Source organism: Amycolatopsis sp. PSD-21 (genome assembly GCF_055561455.1).
The window spans coordinates 8,709,692-8,731,250 of the sequence record NZ_CM145712.1; the positions used below are offsets into that span (position 1 = coordinate 8,709,692).

Sequence of the window (21,559 nt, forward strand, 5' to 3'; positions counted from 1 at the left end):
ATGCGGGCGGGGACCGGGGCGCGGGTGGTTACGCGCGGCGCAACGTGGTGGTGAGCGCGAGCACGGCGTGCCCTTCGCTGGGGGCGGGGTATTCGGAGCCGTCGACGGTCACCACCCGCCATTCCGACTGCCGCACGATGTCGGCGGGGAAGTAGCTACCGACGAAACGCCCGTCGGGACCGGTTACGGTGCCGTACAACAGTTGTTGACGGTCGGCGGGGTCGATCAGCACACCCGTGACGGTGCAGTCGTTTTCGGTGTTGGTGCGGGTCACCAGTTCGGGTTGCACGTCGCGGCTCATGGTCGGGTCGACCACGTACACCACGCGTTCCGGTGCGTCGTCGGTGTCGTTCACGGTGTTGCCCCTTCCGGTGTCGGGTGTTGCGGGTGCGGGGTCAGTGGGTGGCGGCGAATTCGGCTTCCGCCGTTTCGGCGTCGCGGCTGTGGGTTTCGGCGGCCGTGTCGGCGGCGTCGTGGTCGGGGTAGGTGTTCGACCAACCGCAATAGCAATGCGCGGTGGCGGTGCCGTCCGGGTTGTCGGTGGTGTCGGCGTAGCACATAGCAATCCCCAATCACGTGTTGGCCGGGTTTCCGCTTTCCGGGGTAATTCGCGCCCGGGCGGTGATTTTGTCGTGGTTTCCGGTTTCCCGGCGACACAACAAACGTAACTCGACCACGGGCGCACGCGCAATAGATTTCCCGGGTTAATTTCGGGGAATTTCGCCTATCTTTTCGCGTGAATATCCACGCTTTCACGGAAATGTTTACGCAGGTCAGGCAGCTACAGGCTTCCCAGAAAGACGATAGCCGGCCACAGATGAAACCGCGGATCAATGTAGATTTTTTCCAAAAACAGAAAGAGAACCGAGGAACAGGAGAAGGCGAGAGAGACACCGAGGTGAGCAATGACAAAACGACGACGGTGCCACGTGACATCGCCGCCGGGCCTGATGTGTTCACCTGCTTGTTGTCAAGCGAGTCTGGGATACCGGTGGATCCCCCTTCAGGGCCCGTGACCTGCAAGAACGACTGATACAGGGGGATCCACCTTAGGCGGATACCGGAGAACGAGGCCGATAGGCCGGGCCGGTGGCCCCACGGGTGGCAGTCACGCTCCGAGGCCACGAAGGCTGGATCGGTGGCGCCGCGTGATCGCGCCGGCGGATGCGGCTCGGCGTGCGGACGCCGCCGCTGACACTCGACCAGAAAGGGTGTCAGCGTTATCAGGGAATGCGTTTGTGCGCCCACAAAGTTCTTTTTCTTCGGCCTCGACGGTTGAACTGTTACGGTTGACGCTAGCATCGGCGCGGGCGGAATATCGGCGGGAAATCGAGGTATTTCGCTGTTCCGCGCAAATACCTCTACCGGCCGGTACGATGGCGTGTCATTCATGGCGCCGTGGTTCGGGAGACGTCCTCGACCGGTATCCCGGTAGAGCGGTCACGGAGCCGCTGGGCGAGGTCGACGGTGTCCGCGGTGGGCGTGGTGTCGATTTCGGCGAGGCGGGTTCGCAGGAGGTCCAGGGTGCGGGAGATGGCTTCGTGCCGGCCGAGGGTGTGCTGCAGGCGCATGATGTCGCGGTACAGCAATTCGTTGTGCGGGTCGAACGCCCGCGCGGTTTCCACCAGATCCAAGGTGTACTCGGGGTCGGTCTCGACGCGGGCGCGGGCGAGCGCGGCCACGGCGTCGATCGCGTCGCGCCGGGTCGATTCCCGGGCGGCGATAAGCCAGTCGGCATCCAGGCCGTCGGCCAGGACACCGCCGTAGTGGGCCACGATCGCCTCGTAGGAATCGACGCGCCGCTCGGCCGTCCCGGCGGTGCGGCGGCGGGATACGGCGTCGGCGAAGGACCAGTAGTCCACCTCCACCACGGCCGGGTCGAGCCGGTACTGGCCGTGCTCGGCCAGGACCAGGTCGCCGACGGCGCCGCGGGTCGCGTTATCGAGAGCGCGGCGGATGCGGGACAGGATCGTGCGCAGCACGCTGGCAGGGTCACGGGGCGGGTTGTCCGGCCAGAGGGCATCGACGATGGCGTCCCGCGATACCCCGCCGGGATGCACCGCGAGAAAGACCAGCAGTTCGAGCGGGCGTTTGCTCAGCTCGCGCAGCTCGGCCTCGGGTTGGCCGGGTTCGGAGCGCCAGTGCAGGCCCGGTGCGCCGAACACCGTCAGCGCCAGCGGCGCGGCTGATCCCGGTTTCCGGCTTGCGACAGGCGGGCGTGGTTCCTCGGCGGGTTCGCCGGCCGGGGATGGCTGCGCGGTGATCTCCAGTCGTCGCGGGTCGTCATCGGCGTTCCGCGGCGGGGTATCCGGTGGTGTCGCTGCCTGCTTGGGCTTGGGGGCGCCGCGGAGGAAGGCCAGGAGGTCGCGGGTCGCGGTCTCGGGCAGGGTGAACGCGCGGGTCCCGCGCAGAGGTTCGCCGAGGCCGGGATCGGTGGCCGAGATGATCCCGCCACCGGTGACGTAGACGGTCACCCCGGCGCGCCACTGGCCCAGCAGCAGCGCGGTGATCCCGTCCTGGGCGTGGTTGTCGAGCAGCTGCTGCAGCCGCGCCTGCTGACCCGGGTCACCTGGCGGGGATGCGATCAAGACGGCGGACCGCGGCGGCTCGAGGGCTGCCAGGGCGGTGTCCAGGTCGGCCACCACGGTGATCGACCCCGGCAAGTCGGCGGTCGCTGCGGGCACACCGAGCAGGCGCGTCACGTCGGCGTTGGGCACGTAGACCTTGAGCGTGTGTGCGTTTCCGGACGCGGTGGCCAGGAGGGTGAGCAGCAGGGCGCGGGCGGCGGCGTAGCCGCCCGGCCCGACCAAGCCAAGCCCGTGGACACGGGCCAGGTCGAGAGCGACCTGGGTCCCCTCGCCTGCGGTGGAGGCCTCACCATCGGTATCGACCGCGATGTCGACTACGGACGGCATCGTCGCCGGTCCAGCAGCGCTGCCGGTAGGTGCGGCGCCGATCACGCGGCGGACACTCGGAGCGGTGCTCGAACACGGTGCCGGATCGTCGACCGCGATGCTGGTCTCGGCGTTCAGGCCGAGGTCTTCGTCGTGCTGCTGGGCGCGCACATGAGCCAGCCGCAGCTGATACACGACCGGGGTGACAGGCAGATCGTCGCCACGTCGGCCACTGCCCGGCCGGTATCGAGCGTGGTGCCGGCGTCGCGCGAGGACGAGCAGGGCACTGACCGCCGCGGCCAGGCCCAGACTGACGAACACCTCACCGCTCCCCCAGGTCGCCGCGCCCCCGGCAGGGTGATCCACCGCGGGGACGGCGGCAGGCGTCGCGGGCGGAGCTGTCTCCGAGGACGGTGGCGTGGTCGTGCTCGGTGCCGATGGGGCGGGCGTCGGCTCCGGGAGAGGCGAGCTGGTGGCGGGGAGTTGGAGGGTGTCGCCGGGGTGGATCAGGTTCGGGTTGGTCAGGATTCGTCCGCCGGGCTGGGTGCTGCCGTGGTTGAGGGCCCAGATCTCCGGCCAGCGCTCGCCCTCGCCCAGGCAGCGTTGCGCGATCCTCCACAGCGAGTCGTGCACCCCGTTCTCCGGTGGGCGGACCCGCTCGATCCCGGTCTCGGCCGGAACCCGGGCGTGTTCAGGGGTAACCGAAGCCGGAGCGGTTACGGCCATTGGGCTATGGCCAGCAGGCGTGAGGGGCGCGGCGGTGGCGGTCCGGCCCAGCACGGCCACGAGCAGAGCGCCGACAAGCACGGCCGCGACGCGCCGCACCGGTCCTGCATGCCGTTTCAGGCCCAGCAGCCCGCCGCGGGCGACGTCGGCCGCGCACACGACGAGGTCGAGGACGAACACCAGCCACAGCAACCAAGCCAGGCACGCGAGGATGTCGAGCAGGAACCGCGGAGACATCTGCGTCATCAGAGCCGTGCCGATCTCGTCCAGGCTCGGCAGGTGATCCGGCAACGGCCACCCCACCCCCTGGACCAGCACCCACGGCAAGCCCGCCACCAGCGCGGCCAGCACAACGGCGGCCAGCGACCCGCGCACCACCCGCCCCAGCAACCGCGCCGCGCGCGCGACCGGTGCGCGGCCGATCATCAGCTGCTCGCCGCGCCGACCGCTACTACTGCCCCGTTGCCGGCGGACGCTGGTGCGACGGCGCGCCGCTCGGCGGCCTTGCCGAGGGGGCCGTTGTTCTTCGCGGTGCCAGGTCGTTTGCGTTTACCGCGAGCGGGCTTGGCCACCTGTTCGCGCCAGCGAGTGAGGTCAGCAATGGGGACGTCGGTGACGTCGGCGAGTTCGGGTACACCGATGACGTCGCCGGCCGCGGCCAGGACCTCGCCAAGCTCGCGTTCAAGGTCGGCGAGCTGCCCGGCCAGTTCGGTGTGCCGACGGGCCAGTTCCCCGACGACGGCCGCCGCCTGCTTGCGGCGGGCGTTGCGCGCGGAATCTCGTTCCTCCAGGCGGCGAGCGATCTCTTCGTCCGAAGTGACCATGACGGTGTTCCCCTTTCTGTTGCTGTGCAGGCCGTGGGGTCAGGGCTCGATGCCGGTGACCCCGCGCTGCGGATGAGCGGCGCCTCGTCCGTGGGTGTGGATCTCATCGATCCCGGCCAGCGACAGCAGCTGGGTCCGATAGGTCGCGGTGACCTCGACGGTCACCGTGTCCCCGGCGACCGCGACGGTGCCGGTCGCGCCGACACCGGCCAGATACCGCTGCGCGAGGTCACGTGCCAGGGCCGGATCGAGCCGGAGCACACCGTTCGCGCGATAGGCGGCGAGGTCGAGCGCCTGGGCGCCGGCCCGGGCGGCGGACTCGGCCTGTCCGCCGGCGCGGACCTTGCTCGCCAGGGCGAGTCCGCCGTCCAGACACAGCCCGGTCAGCGCGAGCAGCCCGAGCAGAAGAGCGAGCACGAACGCCGTCACCCTGCCTTCCTCTGCCCGCCACCACCCGCGCAGCCAGTACATGGACGTGCCGGGCACCAGCTCCGCACTTTCATGCCGAGGCTTCCGCTCGCGCGCTGACACCACCATCAGGCACCACCCGGCCGGCCCTGGGACCGGTGGGTGTCGACAACTTCGCTGGCGGACGAGACCAGGGTCTTCCCGCCGGGAACGCCGAGCAGCGCGGCTTGTCCAAAGTCGACGGAACACCTGACGTGCACGGTCACGACCCCGGCGGGAACCAGGGATCCCGACAGCATGGTGGTCACGTCACGGCACACCACATCCGCTTGGGCGAGCGCGGCGCCGGCGGTGTCGCGGGCGGCAATGGTTGCGGCCGTAGTGGTGCGGTGCAGGCTGGCGGCGCGGGCGGCCTGGTGCGCGGCGTCGTCGAGCCGCAGCCGCGCGTCGACACCACGGTGCACCACCACAGCGGTAAGAACGAGCAGCATGACCAGCACCGGGGTGATCAGCACGGCCTCGGCGGTCACCGATCCGCGCTCGGCGCGCCACCAGCCCCGTGCCCCGGCGACCCGCCGGCTTCCTTGCCGCCTCATGGCTGCCCTTCCCCTGCTGGGCCGCCGGTTCCGGGCGGTGTGGTCGCGCGGTGCGGTGGCAGCAGTGTGAGCTGGGGCCATTGCGAGGGTGGCCGCTCCCAGGGGAATTCTCCGGCCCGGGTGAGGTCCCGCGCGGCGGTCACGTGAGCGAACAGGTTCCGCGGCAACACTTCCGCGGCGCCGGTCAGGCCGTGAAGCTCGTCGCGGCCGGGCAGCGCGGCCAGGACACGATCGGTGCGGCAGGTCAGATCGGTGCGCCGCAGTTTCGCTTCCCACGCGCGGGTCAGCACCAGACAGCCGCGCAGATGCCGGGCGACCTCGTCCAGGCCGTGATCGATCGTGGTGACCGCCTGGCGTGCCGCGGCCACCAGGTCCTCACCGGCGTCGGGATCGGTGGCGAGTTCCTCGGCGAGGGCGCGCGCGTCACGGCCGCGGTCCAGACAGCACAAGGCCTCCCACACCACCCGATGCGCCTCACCCGGCAGCGAAGGGTCGATCCAGGCGCGAGCCGGTGTGCGGTGCAGCTCGTCGACACCGGCCAGCAAGTCCCGCACCAGCCTCGCGGTATCGGGCCCGAGGTCGGTGAAATCCCTGCTGCGCCATCCCTCTCCGCGACGCAACCGGGCACGGGGAGCAGCAACGTGTAGCCCCCGCTCCACACGGCCCGCGCCTGCGACGCGCCATCCGGCGAGCAGGGCGATCAGCACCACAGCGGCGAAGACGAACTTCCCGGCGAATCCGGTTCCTGTCACCAGAGCGAATCCCACAACAGTCGCGCCTATCAGTCCTTTCAGGACAGTGCTCGGTCGCACCGCGGCGAGGACCTGTCGGCGCCGCCAGTGGCGAGCGGTGACGGCGGGATGAAGCAACACGGTGTCCGGCCCGTCCGGGAACACGCCATCGAGCACCGGCGAATGCCTGAGGTTGCACATCAGAAGACTCCTGTCGATCTCGCACCAGAAACTGGCCCTGGATAAGGAAAAGTCAGGGCGTGCCGCCCGTGTCGGGCACGAAACGCTCGACCTCGCCGACCGTTTCGGCGTGCACGTGCAGGTGCACACCTGGCAAGACCGCGGCGGCCTCGCCACGGATACTCACCGACACCGAGGTCCCGTCACGGGTCACGCTGAGCCGGGGCTCGCGCAGTGGGCCGGCGGCGAGGTCGTCGAGCAGCCGCTGTCCCGCGGCGTGTCCGGCGCCGGCGGTGCCGTGCTGAACCCGGGCGGCGGCAAGGGCTTGCGAGGCGGCGGTCTGGGCGACGTGGGTCGCGTGGGACCACACGGCGAACTGGATGATCGCCAGCAACGCCAACAGCAACAGCGGTGTCGCGATGACCAGCTCGACCGTGACCTCGCCCCGGTCCCCGGACAACGCTTGGCGAAGGCGCCGGGCCGGCATGGTCAGCCGATCCCGAGGTTGATCGAATTGGCCTTCTCGGTCAATTTGGTCGTGATGAGCGTGATGATCGCGATCGCGGCGATGGCCAGCAGGGCGGTGATGATGACCGTGGTGGTGATCTCCCCGCGCTCGGGGTCGGCTCGCAGGAGAGCGATCCTCGCCAAGGTGACTGTCCATATCGTACGGATGTATGGTTTCATTGCTCTTTCCTTCCTGTGCAGGGTTTTCTCTGACTCAAAGCCCGCTGAGGACCTGGACGACCGCGGGGTAGGCGATGAAGCCCAGGAAGCCGAGGAACAGCAGCGTGACCGGCAGCGCCATGCGTTCGGTGGCTGCCTGGGCGTCGGTCTCGGCGTCGGTGACCTGATGTGTCCGCAGCGCTTGGGCCTTCGCCGCCAGTGAGGCGCGAACGCGAGCGCCTTCGGTGCCCGCCAGGGAAATCGAGGCGGCGAGTTCGGCGAGCTCGGTGATGCCGAGTTCCTCACCGAGCCGACGCAAGGTGGCCCAGGGTGTGCTGCGGGTCAGGTGCGCGGCGTTCAGCGCGCGGCGGATCTTGTCGAACGCCGGCCCTGTGCCGACGGACGCGGCGTCGCCCAGGGCGGCCTCGACCCCCGCTCCCCCGGCGAGGGTGATCCACACCAGATCCAGGAAGGCGGACAGGGCGTCCCGGAACTCGCGCCGCGACCGGGCCGCTTTCGCACGGACCTCGAGATCCGGGACCAGGAAGCCAAGTGCGGCGAGCACGAGCCCGGCCAGCAGCGGAATCTCGACACTCAGCGACAGCCCGCCTAAGGCCAGCAGCGCCTGCAGCAGCCACGGCGCCAGAAGCCCTGCCGCGGTGAGCACGGCTTTCGACGCCAGGTGAGTGTCGACACCGCGGCCGGTGACCCGCAGATCGACCTCGACCTTCTTGCCAGGCAGCCCGAGCATCCGCAGGCCAGGCACGAACACGCGGCCCCAGGCGCGCACCCACGCGGCATCGGTGGTGAGGGCGATCGGCGTAGCCGGCGGCCTGGCACTGGCCTGAGCGAGCCGCTCGCTCAACGCCGGACGAGATGGCACAGCCCACGTCAGGAGAAGCCAGAGGCCGGCACCTGCACCAGTGCCAAAGACGAGTGCGGGGATCATGGCCGTTGTCCTCCATCTCGCATCCCGATGGCCTCTGGCCTGTCCAGGACGAGCACCCGCGATTGCCGTTCACCCGTCGCGATCCGGGCCAGCCAGGCGAACCCGGCGGCGAACAGGGACCCGATGAGCAGCAGGACGATCTGGCCGGTGGCGGTGTTGTAGACGTCGAGGTAGGCGCGGTTGAACACCACGACCCCGCCGGCGAAGGCGAGGGTGGTGGCGACGATGACCCGCACCGAGGTCCTGGTCCGAGCGCGGCCGGTCTCCACCCGCATCCGCATCGCGGCCTGCTCGCGGGCGGTGCTGGCCAGGGAGCCGAGCAGGCCACCGAGCTGACGGGCCTGGCGCTCGGCCGCGAGGACGAGGGCGGCGAGGACGAGGTCCGCGGTCGGGTCGTCCAGCTCGCGCGCGAGAGCCCGCAACGCGGGCGCCAGGCGCTGCCCGCTTTCCAACTTCGCGGTGAGGGTGGCGATCTCGCCACGGATGGCCACGGGCGCAAGTGGAGCGGTGGCGAGGATGGCTTGCTCGAGCCCCGCCGCTGCGGACAGGACGTCGCGCAGCATCTCCGTCCACGAGGCGATCGCCTCGATCCGCGCGACCCGGCGCGCGTGCGCGCGGTCCGGACCGACCAGCCGCGGGAGGAACCACACCGCGGCCGCGGCCAGCACCGCGCCGACCACCCACCCGGTTACCGTCCCGGTCAGCGCGCCCACGCCGACCGCCACGGCCAAGCGCAGCAGAACCCGCCTATCACCAACCCGACCACGCACGGCACGCCCAATCTCGTGACGCCGCAAGGGCGGCGCCACGGTCCGGCGCCAGGCAGCCACGATCAGCAACACGCCGACGGCGGTCCCCAAGCCGAGCGTGGCGGCGACCATGGTGTCGATGGTCATGGCGTCCACCACCCCTCCGGACACGCCAGCAGTGCTGGGTCGAAACCGGCGGCGACAAGGTCATCGAGGGTGTCGGCGCGCAACGCGCCAGCCACCGGCACGGCACGACGGTCCGGGCCGCGACGGTAGACCTCGTTGGAGATCACCGACCCGCCCTCGGCGTCAACCACCTCCCGGACCGAGGCGATCACCCGCGTCGTCCGGTCGGCGGCCCGGTCGAGATGCACCACGAAATGCACCGCCGACGCGACGAGCAGCGCGGTGGCCTCCAGAGGCAGCCGTTCCGGCCCCTGAGCGGCGTAGGAAGCGAGGCGGGTGAACGCGATCTTCGAGCTGGACGCGTGGAGAGTGGCCATAGAGCCGTCGTTGCCCTGACTCATGGCGTTGCACATCGGAATGACCTCAGGCCCGCGGATCTCCCCGACGATCACGCGGTCCGGGGACATCCGCAGTCCCCAGCGCACGAGTTCGGCCTGATCGATCGCGCCCTCGCCCTCGATATTGGCCTCGCGGGCCTGCAAGGCGGTGACGTCGGCGTGCAACCGGGGATCCCGGTCGAGACCAAGCTCGAAGGCGTCCTCGACAGTGACGATCCGCTCCAGCGGGTCCATCTCGGCGGCCAGTCCCCGCAACAGCGTGGTCTTCCCCGCTCCAGTGCCCCCAGTGACCAAGAGGTTCTTGCGTGCCCGGACCGCCGCACGCAGGAACCTCTCCAACCCGACGTCAAGAGTTCCTTGGCGACGCAGCCGACCGAGGGTGGCAGTGAGGTAGCCGTGCCGGCGGATCGTGCACGCCGTCACCCCACCAGCCGTCAGACCGAGGACCGCGAAAAGCCTTTCGCCGCCCGGCAACTGGAGGTTCAGCGAGGGTGATCCGCGATCGAAACGTCGTTCTTCCGCGCCCGCTCGGGCCGCGAGAGTGCGGATCAGGTCGGTGAGTTCCTCGTTCGACGACGCCACCGGTGCGACCTGGGCGCGGCGGCCGCCGGTGTACTGGACGAACACCCGGTCGAAGCGGTTGACCGCGATCGTCTCCACCGACGGATCCGCCAGCAGCGGCTGCAAACCCCCAGCCCGAACACCTCATCCAAAACCTGATCCACGACGGTCCGCTCAACCGCGGCATCGACCAGGGCGCGTCCGGCGAGCAACTCGGCCTCACTGTGCGCGGCCACCGCGGAGTCGAGGACCTCGCGGCCGATCTCGCGACGCCGGCCCGGACTCATCGCACCGCCGCGGGGCGCGGCCTCGACCCGGCCCGGCAGGTCCGTGCTCAGCGCCCGGCGGAGCCGGGAACGCAACCGCTGCGCCGCATCCTCCGGGCCGGCCGGAGCGGGATGATCTGTCTGCGTCATGCGAACGGCTCCTTCCCGGCAATGCTGGGCTGATGGCCGTTGCGCCGCGGATCACTCACCTGCGGCGGCCGCTGCACAGGCGGGGCGATGAACACGCCGCCAGGCCGGCGAACCTGCTGGGCAGGCACACCCGGCACACCGGCAGGCCCGGGCGCCGGTAGTGAGGCAACCGGCACGACGGGACCGGCCAAGGTGCGGGCGAGAGCGGCTACCGCAGCAGCGAGTCCGCCGTTGCCGCGGCGTCGGGGCGAGAGCGGCCGGTGCCCGGTGAGGCCGGCAGCAGCGACCGGGTCGTGCGGGAGGCGTCCGATCGCCGGCACTCCCAGCTCGCGCTCGACGTCAGTGGTCGGGTAGCCCTCGCCGGTGAGCAGCAACCCGGGACGCGGGGTCCAGCGGGCCAGCTCGTCCAGGCATGCCGCGGCGTGGGCGAGGTCGTCGCCGTGAGCACCGGTCACCAGGACCAGGGCATCGGCGCGGCGCGCGATCGGCTCCGCCGGTGTTCCGGGGTCCACCCGGCCGCAGTCGGCGAGCACCACCACACCCGCGTCCCGGGCCGCTGCGGGCACGAGTGGCCCGCCCAGGGCCGTCAGCGCGGCGCGGGCATGCGCACCGCCCGGCGGGGCGACCAGCGCGCGGGCGCCACCAGGCAGAGCCTGGGTGTGCTCCCACACCACAGCGGGGTCGTGGACGCGGCGCGCGGCGGCCGCGAGGCTCACCAGCCCCGGAGTCGCCGGCAGACCGGTCCACATCGCCAGATCACCCCCGGCGGGGTCGACCTCGGCGACCAGACGGCGCGTGCGTTCGGCGTGCGGCCATGTGATGGCCAGTGCGACGGCCAAGGTGGTCACGCCCGGCGAACCTTTCACCGAGCACAAGGCGATCAGCATCACCGCTCACCGCCCGGCTGCATGACCAGCGTCAGCTGCCCGGTCGGAACCTGCGCCAGCTGCAACGCCTCTACGGCGTCGAGATCCAGCGACACCACGGTCGTCTGATCAGTGCCCGCAGGACCAACACCGACAACCGTGGCGCGCCAGAACGTTCCCGGCCCAGGCCCGGTACCCGAGACTTCTGCCGCGGCGGCGTTGACGACGACGGCCACCGGGGCTCCGGCGGCGACTTCGGGCGGGAGCTGTCCCGGCTTCACGCCGATCGCGACCACAGCCCGGCCCACCCTCGGAATCGCGGCAGCACCCACCGTGTCCGGGGTCAGCAGCGCTCCGGCGCCGAGGCTGGTTGCCATCGGCCGGCCGAGCACACTCGACGCCCGATCCACCGGAACCAGCGCCACACCCGGCGCGGCGGAGACATCGACCTCACGCAGATCAGCGGGCGTCAGTACATGCCCGAGCGGAACTGGCTTCGCCAGCGCCAGCACCGGAACCCGATCTCCGGTGCTGGTCGTCCACCACACCGCTCCACCGACACACAGCACCACCAGCAGCACCCCTGCCACCAGATGCGGCAACCGGCGCCGCCGACCTCGCCTCGGCCCCGATGGCGAACCCGAGGAATCCAGCCACGACACCGGCCGGGCTTCCCCCGTCGCGCCGTGGCCACGCGCGGGAGTATCAGTACTGGTCACGAGAACCCCTCCAGGCATAGCTCGCCCGCACCACGTATTCACCCGGCCGGAATTGCCACCGCGAATACGCGCTCAGGAAACGAAAAGAAGAACTGTTGATTCAGTGAGAAATGCGTACCGGGCTATCCAGTACCCAAGGCTTGGGCTTCGGCGACCCGGAACGCCGCAGATCCGTCTGTGGTCATGTCCGGGAACGTGCCCGAAGCCCCCGCTCCGGACCAGGTGATCAGCCAGGACACTGTCGCCGTCACCGGGAACAGCTCGGCCGGGCTTCCTGCCGAGGAACGCTGGTAGGTATGGCCGCAATCCGGCGACGCCGCATGCGGCTCACGTCCAGGAGAGAACGGGGTTCCCGGTCCGGTGCACGTGACGCGGGTGCCGTCGCCCATCGTCCATGCCACGTGGGCTGGAGTTGCCGTCGCAGTAACGGAAACGCCGGGCACCGACGCCGTCGCCGACCGCGGATGCCAGAGCGCGCGGTCAAGCCACAGCCACGTCGGCAGCCGGACCAGTTGTGTTCCGGCTGGGCTGGACGCGATCGCCGGGCTGGGCAACCGCAGCTGCGCCCGGGCCTGCTCGGCCAGTTCGCGTGGTGACGGCCGCGCCGCACGTGGAGCCTGACCGTCGGGGATCCAAATCGGTGCTCGGTAGAGCCCGTCGCGCATGCCCTGACCGACACATTGGTAGACGTACCATGCGCCATCGCGGCCTGCCACTTGCACCGGCACCACGTACTCGGATTGCGAACGTCTCAGCGACACGAACTGCACTCCACTGGCCCCCTGGCGGTCCGGCCGAAACATGACCGTCTGCACTCCGTTCACCGGCGGCTGATAGCTACTACGCACGTATGAGCAATTCGCTTGCCTGCTATCACTACCGACGATCCGATCACCTGGCGGTGAGACAGAGGCATCCGGGCGTCCGCCTTGAGCCTTCGGCTGATTGGGACGAGGTCCAGGCGCAGGCGCTCCGGTTCCACGATGTCCCGCATCGAGTTCGCATCCCGCATAGGACGTCTGTGCACAATCGACCTCGCCATACCAGTCGCCAGCCAGCGCCGGCACAGCAGCGGCGACCATCGCCGCGGAGGCCAAAGCCGTCACTGCACCCAGTCTCTTGACCGTCAACATGTTCCGATTCCTGCCACTGCGAACCGGGTAACTCTCCAAGAACGATCGACGACCAATTTCACCTCGGCGTTGATCAAATGCTTGCCACCTGGCTCGTGGTCGGCGAGTTGTCCATTGTCCGCGCGATACTTCAGCCAGTTCGTGCCGTCCGAGCAATCACGGATCATCACGGTTTTCGGTGCGTCTTGGGGCTCCACGGACTGCACGACGGGGCTGTTGACCGGCTGCCCCTTGGTGATCAGGCCGTTGTAGTGGTCGGCGTACATCTGGCGGGACAACACGGATAACGCGTCGCCGGTGGCATGGTCGGCCAGGCGAGTCGACTGCCAATCGGACGTGGTCGCCACCGCTGCGACGTCCTCCCACATGCCCAGGTAGGCGGCGGTGGCCTTCTGCTTGGCGATCTCGGCAGATGAGGTTGCCGTGCTGCTGGGCGTAGCAGGCTGCGTCGACGTCGAGGAGGTCGAGGGCGTGCCGACGTCCGCACTGCAGGCGCTCAGGCCGAGCCCAGTCATGACAACGAACGCGGCCAGAGCGAAGCAAGTGCAGCGATGGGGCATCACGGTCTCCCAGGTCGTCGACGGCCACAGGTCAGCGTGGGCGAGCCGTCTCGTGACGCTCCATTGCGGCCGGCTCGCCTCAGGACCGACTCTCGAGGCGTCAGCGCTCCTGCCGAGCACTCTCGCGCGAAGTTCACCCATTGGTTTAAGACCCGATCGGCCCGAAGATCGGGCGGGCAGGATGGCGGACAAGGCGATCACGCGCAGGCTGGAGTGGACGTGCAGCTGACGGTTGACAACTGGTGGTGGGGTGGCGGTGCTGTCTCCGGGCTGGTGCTCGGTGCAGCGGCGAGTGGTCTCACGCGCCGGTTCCTCCTTCGCGACCGGGCACTTGCCGGGACGTGGTGGTTCGGAGCGGTACTCACCGCCGTGGTGGTGGGTTTGCTGGGCTGGCGCATCGGTGCTCGCGGCGAACTCGCCATCTACGGATTCGTGGCTGTGCTGGCGGTCCCCCTGGCGGTGATCGACTGGTGCGAGCACCGCCTTCCCCGAGCATTGATCTGGCCGCAACTCGCCGGCGCCTTGGTCGGGTTCGCGGTGTTGTGCGTAACTCGTCACCACCTGGACCCGGGCCTTCGGGCGGTTGCCGCACTCGTCGCGGCGAGCGGACTGTTCCTGCTCCTCGCCGTGGTCACCGACGGTGGTGTCGGTGCCGGCGACGTCAGCGCCGCAGCGGTGGTCGGGCTTACAACCGGATGGATCGGCTGGGTTCAGGTCGTCGGAGCGCTGCTGACGGCCGCGCTTCTCGCGTTGCTGATGGTCGCTGCGCCCGGTGCCCGCCACCGCAGTGTCGACGGCGGAATTGTCGTGCCGTTCGGACCGTGTCTTCTGGCAGGCGCACTCGTCGTGGTGCTGACCGGTGGATGAATCATCCCCAGCCGCATGGAACGCTTGTGTGGCTGACTTGCTTGTCATCGTTCCCTCCTTCCTGGAAGTCCGCTTTGCGAATGGCGTCTTGCTCGATCAGCGGGATGCCGGGGTGGCGCCTGAGGGGGAGGAGCGCCACCCCGGCGGCAACTCCGTCGATCCCAACGAAACCGACGGAGCGCTTGCTGCCAGACGTTGGCTGGGGGCGGCGTGACGGGCCAAGCTTGGGGCGGAGAGCTTGAATTCCCGCCACGCCGCGTCCGGGGTGTCTGACGTCCCCGGAGCACCAGAGCTATCGCCGATCAGCCGGGGGCCGACGGTCATCGCTCTAGCGAGTCCTGATCACGCGGCGCCGTAGTAGCCCGGGATACAACCGACTCCTCCGTTCCACCACGCTCCGGTTACCCGCCATCTGATGACTGGCTGGAGGTTGGTGGTGCCGGGGCCGACGCAGTAGTGGAACAGGTTGCCCAAGATATCTTCGACGTCCAGCATCACCGTTGAACCGGTTCCGCCGTCGCAGTGCCGATATTCGCCCCAACCCAGATACCCGCATCCCACGCTGACGGTGGCGGGACCCCGAGCCGCGACTTCCGTTGCGGCGGCAGTGGATGCCGTCACGCCCGATCCCATCACGGCGAGCGCGGCGACCGCGCCAGCCAGACCGTATCGAAACGCACGAGCCCTCGAAATAATAGTCATGCCTTAAATCCTCAAGGTTGATAGGTATAACTCGCCGAACGTCGAACGCCATCAAGAATCGCCGGAAATTGAACACCTCCGACGGATGACCAGTGGATCTTCTAACCACTATCCGCCCTGCCAAGATGATTGGGAAGCATCGAATGAGCACAAATCTGCGCTCACTTGTGATCATCTTGTCCTCATCCTTGTCAAAATGAGAATGGTTTTCATAAGCTCGCCTGAGCTCGATCCACTTGGGGACATTCTGCGACTGGGCAAGGGTTTCCGCTGCGACAGCAGAGCGTGCCAGGGCTCGGACATCAGCCCTTGCCGGTCGCGGAAGTCGACGAGAATTCGCGCACCGCAGGCGCTCGGTCAATGATCTCGACTCAAACCAGGGCGTTGCAGAACGACACCACTAATGGCAGGTCGATGACCGTTCTTTGCCCGTGGCGAGGATTCAGGCGATTCCGCGTTGTAGGGCAAGACTGGAAATTCGGGCGCGCACGGCGAGCACGCGAGGGTCGCGCAGATCGTCCAGGATGTCCGCGGCCTCGAGGTAGGACAAGCGCGCCTTATCGGCGTAGTTGAGCGCGGCCAGCACGTCCGCGCGAGCGATCAACGTTTCCGCGGCCGTGTAGCGCTGCCACGGACGAGCGCGGAGCGACAGGGCTTTGTCCAGGTGCGTCAAGGCGGCGCGAGGTTGCCCTTGCTTGCACAGCAGGACACCGAGCACATGGTGCGCGAGGCTGATCACGGGGCCCGCCGTGAGGCTTTCGGCGCAATCCAACGCGTCGCGCGCGGTCTGCAAGGCCGCTGCGGCATCCCCGCGCGCCTCATGGACGGCGGCGAGCATCGACCGATTCACCGCGGTGCCGGTGCCGATGTCTAGCTGGTCGAACAGTCGGTCGGCGAGTTCATAGGCTTCAAGCGCCTCAGCGTTCAGTCCTTGTTCGACATAGGCGCGTCCGAGTCCATGGGCGGTCCAGGCACGGGAAAGGTCATCGCCGAGCTCAGCGTGCATGCGCAGCGATTCGAGCAGCAGTTCAACGCTCTCACCGTGATCGCCGAGTTCGTGCTTGACCCATCCGAGCACCTGCAGGCTGCGTGCCATCCCCGGCCGACTTTCCAGTTCCCGCGCCGCGGCCAGGCTATCGTTGGCTGCATCGAGCCACGTCACCCATGTGCGGGTTAGCACGAAGTACGGCAGGAAAGCGGTTGGCAGGGCCCAGCGAATATCCTCGGCACAGCGCGTGCGCGCATGCCGGGCAATGGATACTGCGGCACCAACCTCGGCCTCACACCAAGCCATCGCCTCATCGAATCCCGAGAACGACATGGGCCCAGACCCTGCGGCACCGCCTGGGATACTGTGCGCCCAGTTCGGCACGAGGATGTTGTTCGCCGCGCACGCCGTCGACACATACCAGCGCAGCGCGCGATCACAGGCCCGCTCGACATCGCGAAGGTGTTCTTCGACCACACAATGCTGGGCAGCGTAGGCGCGAGACAAGGGGTTGATGCGAAACCGGCTCCGTGGGGCAGAGTCCAGCAAATGCGCGTTGCGCAGCTGTTCGAGGGCACCACATGCGCGAGCTGTGTCGATCTCAGCAAGTGCAGCGGTGTACTCAGCCGTCACAGTCGAGGCCGGTCCGACGCCGAGCAAGCGGAACACTCGAGCCACCCACGGCGGTAACCCGAGGTATGACGCATCCACGACGCCGTGGATGTTGACTGCGGGGTCTGCCGACGTGAACACGTCCAGACGGGTCTGATCTGACGAGAGCCGCTGCGCGAGGGCATCCAGTGACACCTCCTTGTGCCGCTGCAGATACTCGGCGGCGATGAGCACCGACATCGGCAACCGGCCACACTGTTGGACGACCGATTCAGCCGCCACGCGGTCAGCGGCGACCCGCGCCGATCCGATCCTGCGCCCCAGCAAGTTCAGCGCGTACTCTTCGCGCAACGGCGGCAACTCGATAGTCAAAGCCCCAGTATATAAGGACAATCCAACCTGATGTTCACGACTGGTCGCGACGACAGCGCTTCCCGCGGTCGGCAACAGGATGGCTACCTGCTTGTAGTTGGCGATGTTGTCCAAGACAACCAGAGCCGGGCGCTCTGCCAATAAGGACCGGTAGCGCGCGACCCGCTCCTCGAGCGACCACACGCCGATCTCCGCCGTCCTGACCCCAAGCCCACGAAGAAACCCGTCAAGTACCTCACGAGTGCCAGCGGGTGCGGCAACTCCTCGCATGTCCGCGTACAGACATCCGCCTGGAAATCTGCCCTGAACACGTCGTGCCCACTGAACTGCCAGCGCGGTCTTCCCCACCCAGAAGCCGCCCTCGATGACAATTACGACAGGAGCATCCGACAGCCCCGCGCCGACCAGGGCCGCATCCATGTCCCGCAACTGGGAATCGCGACCCAGGAAGTCCGGCACCGAAGCCGGCAGCTGACGAGGACGAGCGGTCGCGACGCCATCGCCGCACTGATCGGCGGCAATGGCATCAAGCTCACCGTCGGCCTCCAACGCCAGATCGAGCTGGTGCACCACGCTCGACCTCAACGGCCGATGGCCGTGCAGCATCTTCGACAGATAGCTCGTGCTGTAACTCGTCCTGGCGGCCACGTCCGCGAGCGTGATACCCAGCTGCCGTTGCCGCCGATGTACCGCTGCCGCGAATCTGTTGCTACTTCTCATCTGCGCCCTCCCAAGCCACAGATTGGAACGAAGGCCGACCGGCGCACATGCCGCACAGCCCTGACCAGACCATTCACCTCCGGCTTTCATGTCAGTTGAAGATCGACTTCGATTACTCTAAACTCAGATGACGAAAGGCTTCAACCACGCGGAAGGCAGTAACCCGATCGTGTGATCCATCGGCCAACTACCTTCTGCCTGTCGCTGGAGGTGTCGCGGTGGAACAGGCCGGATCGGCCCTGGCAGCGCGTTTGAACAAGCTCTTCGACGAGGTACGTGATCCCGGCGGTAAGACGTACAGCAACGAACAGGTGGCTGCGGCGATCCGGGCCACCAACCGGGTGAAGTCGATTTCGCAGAGTTATATCTGGAGTCTCCGGAACGGCGGCAGCGACAATCCTACGAAGCGCCAGTTGGAGGGGCTCGCCGAGTTCTTCGGTGTCCCAGTCTCCTACTTCTTCGATGACGACCAGGCGGCGCGTATCGATGAAAAACTGGCCGAGCTCAAAGCTGAACAGACACGCATGAACCAGCTCAGCGAAAGGCAGGATACGCAGCTCCTCGCCCTGCGCGCGGGCCAACTGTCACCAGAGGGACGGCAACAGGTCATGGACCTTCTCGACGTGGTGTATCGCCTTGAGGCCGCAGAACGGAAGAATCACCCAAACGGTTCAGACTCCCCCAAGCAGGACTGATAGGAACATCCCCTCTGCGATGCTGGGACGGGCCATCCGGAGAATGAGGGCGGGGAAATGACGCAGCGGCAGCTTCGGCGACAATGGCGGCAACTGTTGAGCAAGCTGGATGTCCGACCACCTCTCGATGTCACCGAGTTGTGCCGCCAGGTCGGCGAGCTGCGAGGCAAACCGATTCGGCTCGTGGCACATCCCATCTCCGCGAACGGCCCGTTCGGAGCGTGGATCACGACGCCGGTCGCCGATTACATCCTTTACCAGGAGAACACCAGCAAATCCCACCAGGACCACATCGTTCTCCACGAACTCGGCCACCTCCTGGGAGGCCACCAGGGCGGCATCGGCGCCGATGTGTCAAGCCCGGACACCGACCTCGATCCCATACGGCGGCGGTATCCCGATATCGGCCCCGGCGGCGTCCGCCGCGCGCTGAGGCGGACGTCGTACGACACTGCAGAGGAAATCGAGGCTGAGTCAGCCGCAACGATCATCCTTGAATGGGCCTCGGTTCTCGACGTCGTCGCGTACCAACCATCGCCGAACCCCACCACAGAACGAATCGGGAATGCACTGAACGATCGCCTCGGCTGGTTGTGATCACAATGCCCGTGAAGACATCCACGACAGCACAGTCCGCTGACACGATGAGAGTCCTATGAGGTGGGTTCTCTACGGCATTCAGGCCACGCTGCTAACGGGTGGGCTTGTGTGGAAGACTGTGCAACTGGCCAAACGACCGTACGACGTTCCACTCCGGGTTGTCGTCGGCACGCTGACGGCCGCTATCGCGGGGTGGATCGTCAATACTGTCCACGGCCGCGCGAGCGCCCCAGCCACCAGTGACAACGCGGTTCTACTGTGGATCGGACACGCTCTCAACCCGGTCGTGGTGTGCTACGGCATCGCGTGTTTCTATGTCGTAGCCAGTCATCCACGCCGTCGTCGATACTGGGATGGACTGCAGTGGCGGTCAGGCCTGCTTCTCGTCTCGCTCGTCATCGGCGGCATCGCTGCCGTGTCAGGACCTACTTCTCCGGCAAGTAGCTACGTCATCTATCTCGTATCGAACGTCTATTGCGGCACCGTCTTGGCAGCCACAGTCGCTGTCTGTCATCGATACGCGAGTTCAGCCGAGCCACGGCTTCGACACGGTCTTCACATCGTGAGCATCGGCGCCGGCGTCATCGCGTTGGGCTGCGCGCTTAAGGCTTTCGTCATTGTCGCAACCTGGCGAGGAAGTCAGTTGGAGGGAATCTCAACGTTGGTCGGGACTGTCATGCTCGCAGGTGTTGTCCTGTTCCTCATCGGTATCCTCTACCCGGCGGTCAGGATGCGTGCGACCGCAACGAGGACGTGGGTCTACCACGTCATGGCTTACCGACGCCTCCGTCCGCTCTGGATCGAGCTCAGCACCGCATTCCCGGAGGACACCCTGCGGATTCCAGGCGAAAACCTGTGGGACAGGACGAAACCTTCGAGTGTGCATCGGAGGCTGCATCGGCGCATCATCGAAATACGTGACGGACTCGTTCACATCTCACCGTATCTCGGGGCCGATTCACCTTCGGCCCCGGCTGACCTGGCATCAGCACTCCGGACAGCCTTGACTCGCCACGCGCGCGGCGAACACGCCGGAACCACTGATTCCTATCCTGTGGCCATCCCAGCACAAACCGGTAGGCGCGCCGAACTGGAAACTCTGGTCGCACTGTCCACCGCATTCGCACAGGAACGCCTGGTGACAGCCTCGTGACGCGACATGTCATCATCGCAGGCGGGGGGATCGCCGGCTGCGCAGCAGCCGCAGCCCTGCAGCACGCCGGCATAGCAAGCACCGTCGTCGAGCAGCGCCCGTCGAGCACTACTGATGCTGGCGCCTTTCTGCGCCTCAACCCAAATGGCCTGGACGCACTCGACGCAGTCGACGCGCTGACACCCGTCATGGAAATGTCTCTTCCCCTTCGCCAGAAGCAACGGTGGTCGCCCGATGGGAAACAGCTTGCTCATATTCCCCTCGCGGACCCTGAGCCTCACCGAGGTTTCGACGCCCGGTTCATCCTCTGGGCGAAGCTGCGACAGGCACTGCTAACCCTGGCGATCGACCGCGGAGCACGCCACTTGCACAGTGTCCGCGTCACCGGAGCCGACATTCACGAACACGGCATCCGCGTCAGTTTGTCGGACGGGCGGCAACTCGAGGGCGACGTGCTCGTCGGAGCCGACGGCACGCACTCAGCTGTCCGCACAATCATCGATCCTTCGGCCCCAGACCCTCAGTTCTGTAACTCCCGGACCATCTACGGCAACACGCCCCACCCTGCACGGCTTCTACCGCCCGCGCCAGAAACTCTGAGGTCGTACCTAGGGCCGTCCGGATTCCTCGCCTACACAACCGACACCAGCGGAACAACGTACTGGTTCACCAACCTCAAGACGTCTCAGCCACTGCCCAGCCCTGCACCCGGAACAGAACACTGGCGACAACAAGTCCTCGCGCTGCTCAAACATGACGACAACCCAACCGCTGCCCTAGTGGAACGCGCAGTGACGATCTTCGCCGCTGACGACAGTGCGCTACCCCTGCTCCCGCACTGGCACACCGATCACGCCGTCGTCATTGGCGATGCCGCCCATGCCGCCCCTCCCGCGAGCGAACAAGGTGCATCACTGGCCATCGAGGATGCGGTCGTCCTCGCACAATGCCTGCGCGACGAACCGGCCACGCCCGCACTCCAGAAGTTCGTACAACGTCGACGCGAACGCGCCGAAATGATCGTTGCCGCCGCAACTGGCAACCGCCCACCGGCATGGGATCCCGCTTCCATCTACCGACACCACGTTCGGTGGGAACACAACGCAGCACGGCACGGCGACGTTCATTGATCTTCGAAGCGGACAGTGTTGCCACGATCTCCTGTATTACTGCAAGATAGAATTGATTGTTGAATACGACGCGGCACCCGCCCTGTTATTTGAAGGCTCTTCGCAGTTGAGGGTGTAGTCCGGTCGGCGCGTCGGTGGCCTGGCAGGAGTCGAGGTCTCCCGAGGATGGAGGTGACTATGCCGTCCATCTGGAAGACCTCGACGTGCCTGACGCTATC

The 21,559-nt window shown here is 67.4% G+C and carries 24 protein-coding genes; 6 read left to right on the plus strand and 18 right to left on the minus strand.

The window, feature by feature from the left end:
• Positions 1-28: 28 nt before the first annotated feature.
• The 16 genes from ACZ1DY_RS40955 to ACZ1DY_RS41030 all read right to left on the minus strand — a co-directional run bounded on the left by ACZ1DY_RS40955 (position 29) and on the right by ACZ1DY_RS41030 (position 13,457).
• Complete coding sequence (locus ACZ1DY_RS40955; RefSeq protein ID WP_465482897.1) at positions 29-355, minus strand: hypothetical protein; 327 nt, start codon at positions 353-355, stop codon at positions 29-31.
• 40 nt (positions 356-395) lie between these two features.
• Positions 396-560, minus strand: a complete 165-nt coding sequence (locus ACZ1DY_RS40960; RefSeq protein ID WP_465482898.1) for a hypothetical protein — start codon at positions 558-560, stop codon at positions 396-398.
• Between the two features lie 828 nt (positions 561-1,388).
• Positions 1,389-4,046, minus strand: a complete 2,658-nt coding sequence (locus tag ACZ1DY_RS40965) for a BTAD domain-containing putative transcriptional regulator (RefSeq protein ID WP_465482899.1) — start codon at positions 4,044-4,046, stop codon at positions 1,389-1,391.
• Positions 4,046-4,444 (minus strand): hypothetical protein, encoded by a 399-nt coding sequence (locus ACZ1DY_RS40970; RefSeq protein WP_465482900.1) that lies wholly within the window; start codon positions 4,442-4,444, stop codon positions 4,046-4,048. The genes ACZ1DY_RS40965 and ACZ1DY_RS40970 overlap by 1 nt, the downstream gene beginning before the upstream one ends.
• A gap of 39 nt (positions 4,445-4,483) precedes the next feature.
• Entirely contained in the window at positions 4,484-4,930 is a 447-nt protein-coding gene (locus tag ACZ1DY_RS40975) for a pilus assembly protein TadG-related protein (protein ID WP_465482901.1), read from the minus strand.
• Positions 4,931-4,980: 50 nt separating this feature from the next.
• Positions 4,981-5,448 (minus strand): TadE/TadG family type IV pilus assembly protein, encoded by a 468-nt coding sequence (locus ACZ1DY_RS40980; protein WP_465482902.1) that lies wholly within the window; start codon positions 5,446-5,448, stop codon positions 4,981-4,983.
• The gene (locus tag ACZ1DY_RS40985) at positions 5,445-6,200 is read right to left on the minus strand and encodes a hypothetical protein (protein ID WP_465482903.1); all 756 of its coding nucleotides are present in this window, start codon (positions 6,198-6,200) and stop codon (positions 5,445-5,447) included. Before ACZ1DY_RS40985 ends, ACZ1DY_RS40980 begins: the two co-directional genes overlap by 4 nt.
• 232 nt (positions 6,201-6,432) lie before the next feature.
• Positions 6,433-6,846, minus strand: a complete 414-nt coding sequence (locus ACZ1DY_RS40990; RefSeq protein WP_465482904.1) for a TadE/TadG family type IV pilus assembly protein — start codon at positions 6,844-6,846, stop codon at positions 6,433-6,435.
• A 2-nt stretch (positions 6,847-6,848) separates the two neighbouring features.
• Positions 6,849-7,010: a hypothetical protein gene (locus ACZ1DY_RS40995; RefSeq protein WP_465482905.1), complete on the minus strand. Its 162-nt coding sequence runs from the start codon at positions 7,008-7,010 to the stop codon at positions 6,849-6,851.
• Between the two features lie 70 nt (positions 7,011-7,080).
• A complete protein-coding gene (locus ACZ1DY_RS41000; protein WP_465482906.1) occupies positions 7,081-7,974 on the minus strand; it encodes a type II secretion system F family protein in 894 nt (297 codons plus the stop codon).
• The gene (locus ACZ1DY_RS41005; protein WP_465482907.1) at positions 7,971-8,870 is read right to left on the minus strand and encodes a type II secretion system F family protein; all 900 of its coding nucleotides are present in this window, start codon (positions 8,868-8,870) and stop codon (positions 7,971-7,973) included. Before ACZ1DY_RS41005 ends, ACZ1DY_RS41000 begins: the two co-directional genes overlap by 4 nt.
• Positions 8,867-9,934 (minus strand): CpaF family protein, encoded by a 1,068-nt coding sequence (locus ACZ1DY_RS41010; protein WP_465482908.1) that lies wholly within the window; start codon positions 9,932-9,934, stop codon positions 8,867-8,869. The genes ACZ1DY_RS41005 and ACZ1DY_RS41010 overlap by 4 nt, the downstream gene beginning before the upstream one ends.
• 286 nt (positions 9,935-10,220) lie before the next feature.
• Positions 10,221-11,090, minus strand: a complete 870-nt coding sequence (locus ACZ1DY_RS41015; protein ID WP_465482909.1) for a carbon monoxide dehydrogenase maturation protein — start codon at positions 11,088-11,090, stop codon at positions 10,221-10,223.
• A 20-nt stretch (positions 11,091-11,110) separates the two neighbouring features.
• The gene (locus ACZ1DY_RS41020) at positions 11,111-11,809 is read right to left on the minus strand and encodes an SAF domain-containing protein (protein WP_465482910.1); all 699 of its coding nucleotides are present in this window, start codon (positions 11,807-11,809) and stop codon (positions 11,111-11,113) included.
• A gap of 122 nt (positions 11,810-11,931) precedes the next feature.
• Positions 11,932-12,474 carry a hypothetical protein gene (locus ACZ1DY_RS41025; protein WP_465482911.1) on the minus strand — a complete coding sequence of 181 codons (543 nt, stop codon included), beginning with the start codon at positions 12,472-12,474 and terminating at the stop codon, positions 11,932-11,934.
• 461 nt (positions 12,475-12,935) lie between these two features.
• Entirely contained in the window at positions 12,936-13,457 is a 522-nt protein-coding gene (locus ACZ1DY_RS41030; RefSeq protein WP_465482912.1) for a hypothetical protein, read from the minus strand.
• Between the two features lie 258 nt (positions 13,458-13,715).
• Between ACZ1DY_RS41030 and ACZ1DY_RS41035 the strand changes: the two genes are divergently transcribed.
• Positions 13,716-14,369 carry a prepilin peptidase gene (locus ACZ1DY_RS41035; RefSeq protein ID WP_465482913.1) on the plus strand — a complete coding sequence of 218 codons (654 nt, stop codon included), beginning with the start codon at positions 13,716-13,718 and terminating at the stop codon, positions 14,367-14,369.
• A gap of 28 nt (positions 14,370-14,397) precedes the next feature.
• Complete coding sequence (locus ACZ1DY_RS41040) at positions 14,398-14,583, plus strand: hypothetical protein (RefSeq protein WP_465482914.1); 186 nt, start codon at positions 14,398-14,400, stop codon at positions 14,581-14,583.
• A gap of 128 nt (positions 14,584-14,711) precedes the next feature.
• Here ACZ1DY_RS41040 and ACZ1DY_RS41045 read toward each other — a convergent pair whose 3' ends face one another.
• Both ACZ1DY_RS41045 and ACZ1DY_RS41050 read right to left on the minus strand, forming a co-directional pair.
• Positions 14,712-15,071 (minus strand): DUF6355 family natural product biosynthesis protein, encoded by a 360-nt coding sequence (locus ACZ1DY_RS41045; RefSeq protein WP_465482915.1) that lies wholly within the window; start codon positions 15,069-15,071, stop codon positions 14,712-14,714.
• 442 nt (positions 15,072-15,513) lie between these two features.
• Positions 15,514-17,763: a tetratricopeptide repeat protein gene (locus ACZ1DY_RS41050; RefSeq protein WP_465482916.1), complete on the minus strand. Its 2,250-nt coding sequence runs from the start codon at positions 17,761-17,763 to the stop codon at positions 15,514-15,516.
• A 218-nt stretch (positions 17,764-17,981) separates the two neighbouring features.
• Between ACZ1DY_RS41050 and ACZ1DY_RS41055 the strand changes: the two genes are divergently transcribed.
• Genes ACZ1DY_RS41055 through ACZ1DY_RS41070 form a run of 4 tightly spaced genes read left to right on the plus strand, consistent with a single transcriptional unit; the run spans position 17,982 to position 21,341 of the window.
• Complete coding sequence (locus tag ACZ1DY_RS41055) at positions 17,982-18,458, plus strand: helix-turn-helix domain-containing protein (protein ID WP_465482917.1); 477 nt, start codon at positions 17,982-17,984, stop codon at positions 18,456-18,458.
• A 57-nt stretch (positions 18,459-18,515) separates the two neighbouring features.
• Complete coding sequence (locus ACZ1DY_RS41060; protein ID WP_465482918.1) at positions 18,516-19,055, plus strand: hypothetical protein; 540 nt, start codon at positions 18,516-18,518, stop codon at positions 19,053-19,055.
• A 58-nt stretch (positions 19,056-19,113) separates the two neighbouring features.
• The gene (locus ACZ1DY_RS41065) at positions 19,114-20,211 is read left to right on the plus strand and encodes an MAB_1171c family putative transporter (protein ID WP_465482919.1); all 1,098 of its coding nucleotides are present in this window, start codon (positions 19,114-19,116) and stop codon (positions 20,209-20,211) included.
• Positions 20,208-21,341 (plus strand): FAD-dependent oxidoreductase, encoded by a 1,134-nt coding sequence (locus ACZ1DY_RS41070; RefSeq protein WP_465482920.1) that lies wholly within the window; start codon positions 20,208-20,210, stop codon positions 21,339-21,341. Before ACZ1DY_RS41065 ends, ACZ1DY_RS41070 begins: the two co-directional genes overlap by 4 nt.
• Positions 21,342-21,559: the final 218 nt, after the last annotated feature.

Excerpts from the sequence above, each read along its gene's own strand:
- ACZ1DY_RS40965 (WP_465482899.1), bottom strand. The coding sequence starts at position 4,046 with ATGATCGGCCGCGCACCGGTCGCGCGCGCGGCGCGGTTGCTGGGGCGG.
- ACZ1DY_RS40980 (WP_465482902.1), bottom strand. The coding sequence starts at position 5,448 with ATGAGGCGGCAAGGAAGCCGGCGGGTCGCCGGGGCACGGGGCTGGTGG.
- ACZ1DY_RS41060 (WP_465482918.1), top strand. The coding sequence starts at position 18,516 with ATGACGCAGCGGCAGCTTCGGCGACAATGGCGGCAACTGTTGAGCAAG.
- ACZ1DY_RS41025 (WP_465482911.1), bottom strand. The coding sequence starts at position 12,474 with ATGCGCGACGGGCTCTACCGAGCACCGATTTGGATCCCCGACGGTCAG.
- ACZ1DY_RS40960 (WP_465482898.1), bottom strand. The coding sequence starts at position 560 with ATGTGCTACGCCGACACCACCGACAACCCGGACGGCACCGCCACCGCG.
- ACZ1DY_RS41000 (WP_465482906.1), bottom strand. The coding sequence starts at position 7,974 with ATGATCCCCGCACTCGTCTTTGGCACTGGTGCAGGTGCCGGCCTCTGG.
- ACZ1DY_RS41030 (WP_465482912.1), bottom strand. The coding sequence starts at position 13,457 with ATGACTGGGCTCGGCCTGAGCGCCTGCAGTGCGGACGTCGGCACGCCC.
- ACZ1DY_RS41005 (WP_465482907.1), bottom strand. The coding sequence starts at position 8,870 with ATGACCATCGACACCATGGTCGCCGCCACGCTCGGCTTGGGGACCGCC.
- ACZ1DY_RS40990 (WP_465482904.1), bottom strand. The coding sequence starts at position 6,846 with ATGCCGGCCCGGCGCCTTCGCCAAGCGTTGTCCGGGGACCGGGGCGAG.
- ACZ1DY_RS41065 (WP_465482919.1), top strand. The coding sequence starts at position 19,114 with ATGAGGTGGGTTCTCTACGGCATTCAGGCCACGCTGCTAACGGGTGGG.
- ACZ1DY_RS40970 (WP_465482900.1), bottom strand. The coding sequence starts at position 4,444 with ATGGTCACTTCGGACGAAGAGATCGCTCGCCGCCTGGAGGAACGAGAT.
- ACZ1DY_RS41045 (WP_465482915.1), bottom strand. The coding sequence starts at position 15,071 with ATGACTATTATTTCGAGGGCTCGTGCGTTTCGATACGGTCTGGCTGGC.
- ACZ1DY_RS41050 (WP_465482916.1), bottom strand. The coding sequence starts at position 17,763 with ATGAGAAGTAGCAACAGATTCGCGGCAGCGGTACATCGGCGGCAACGG.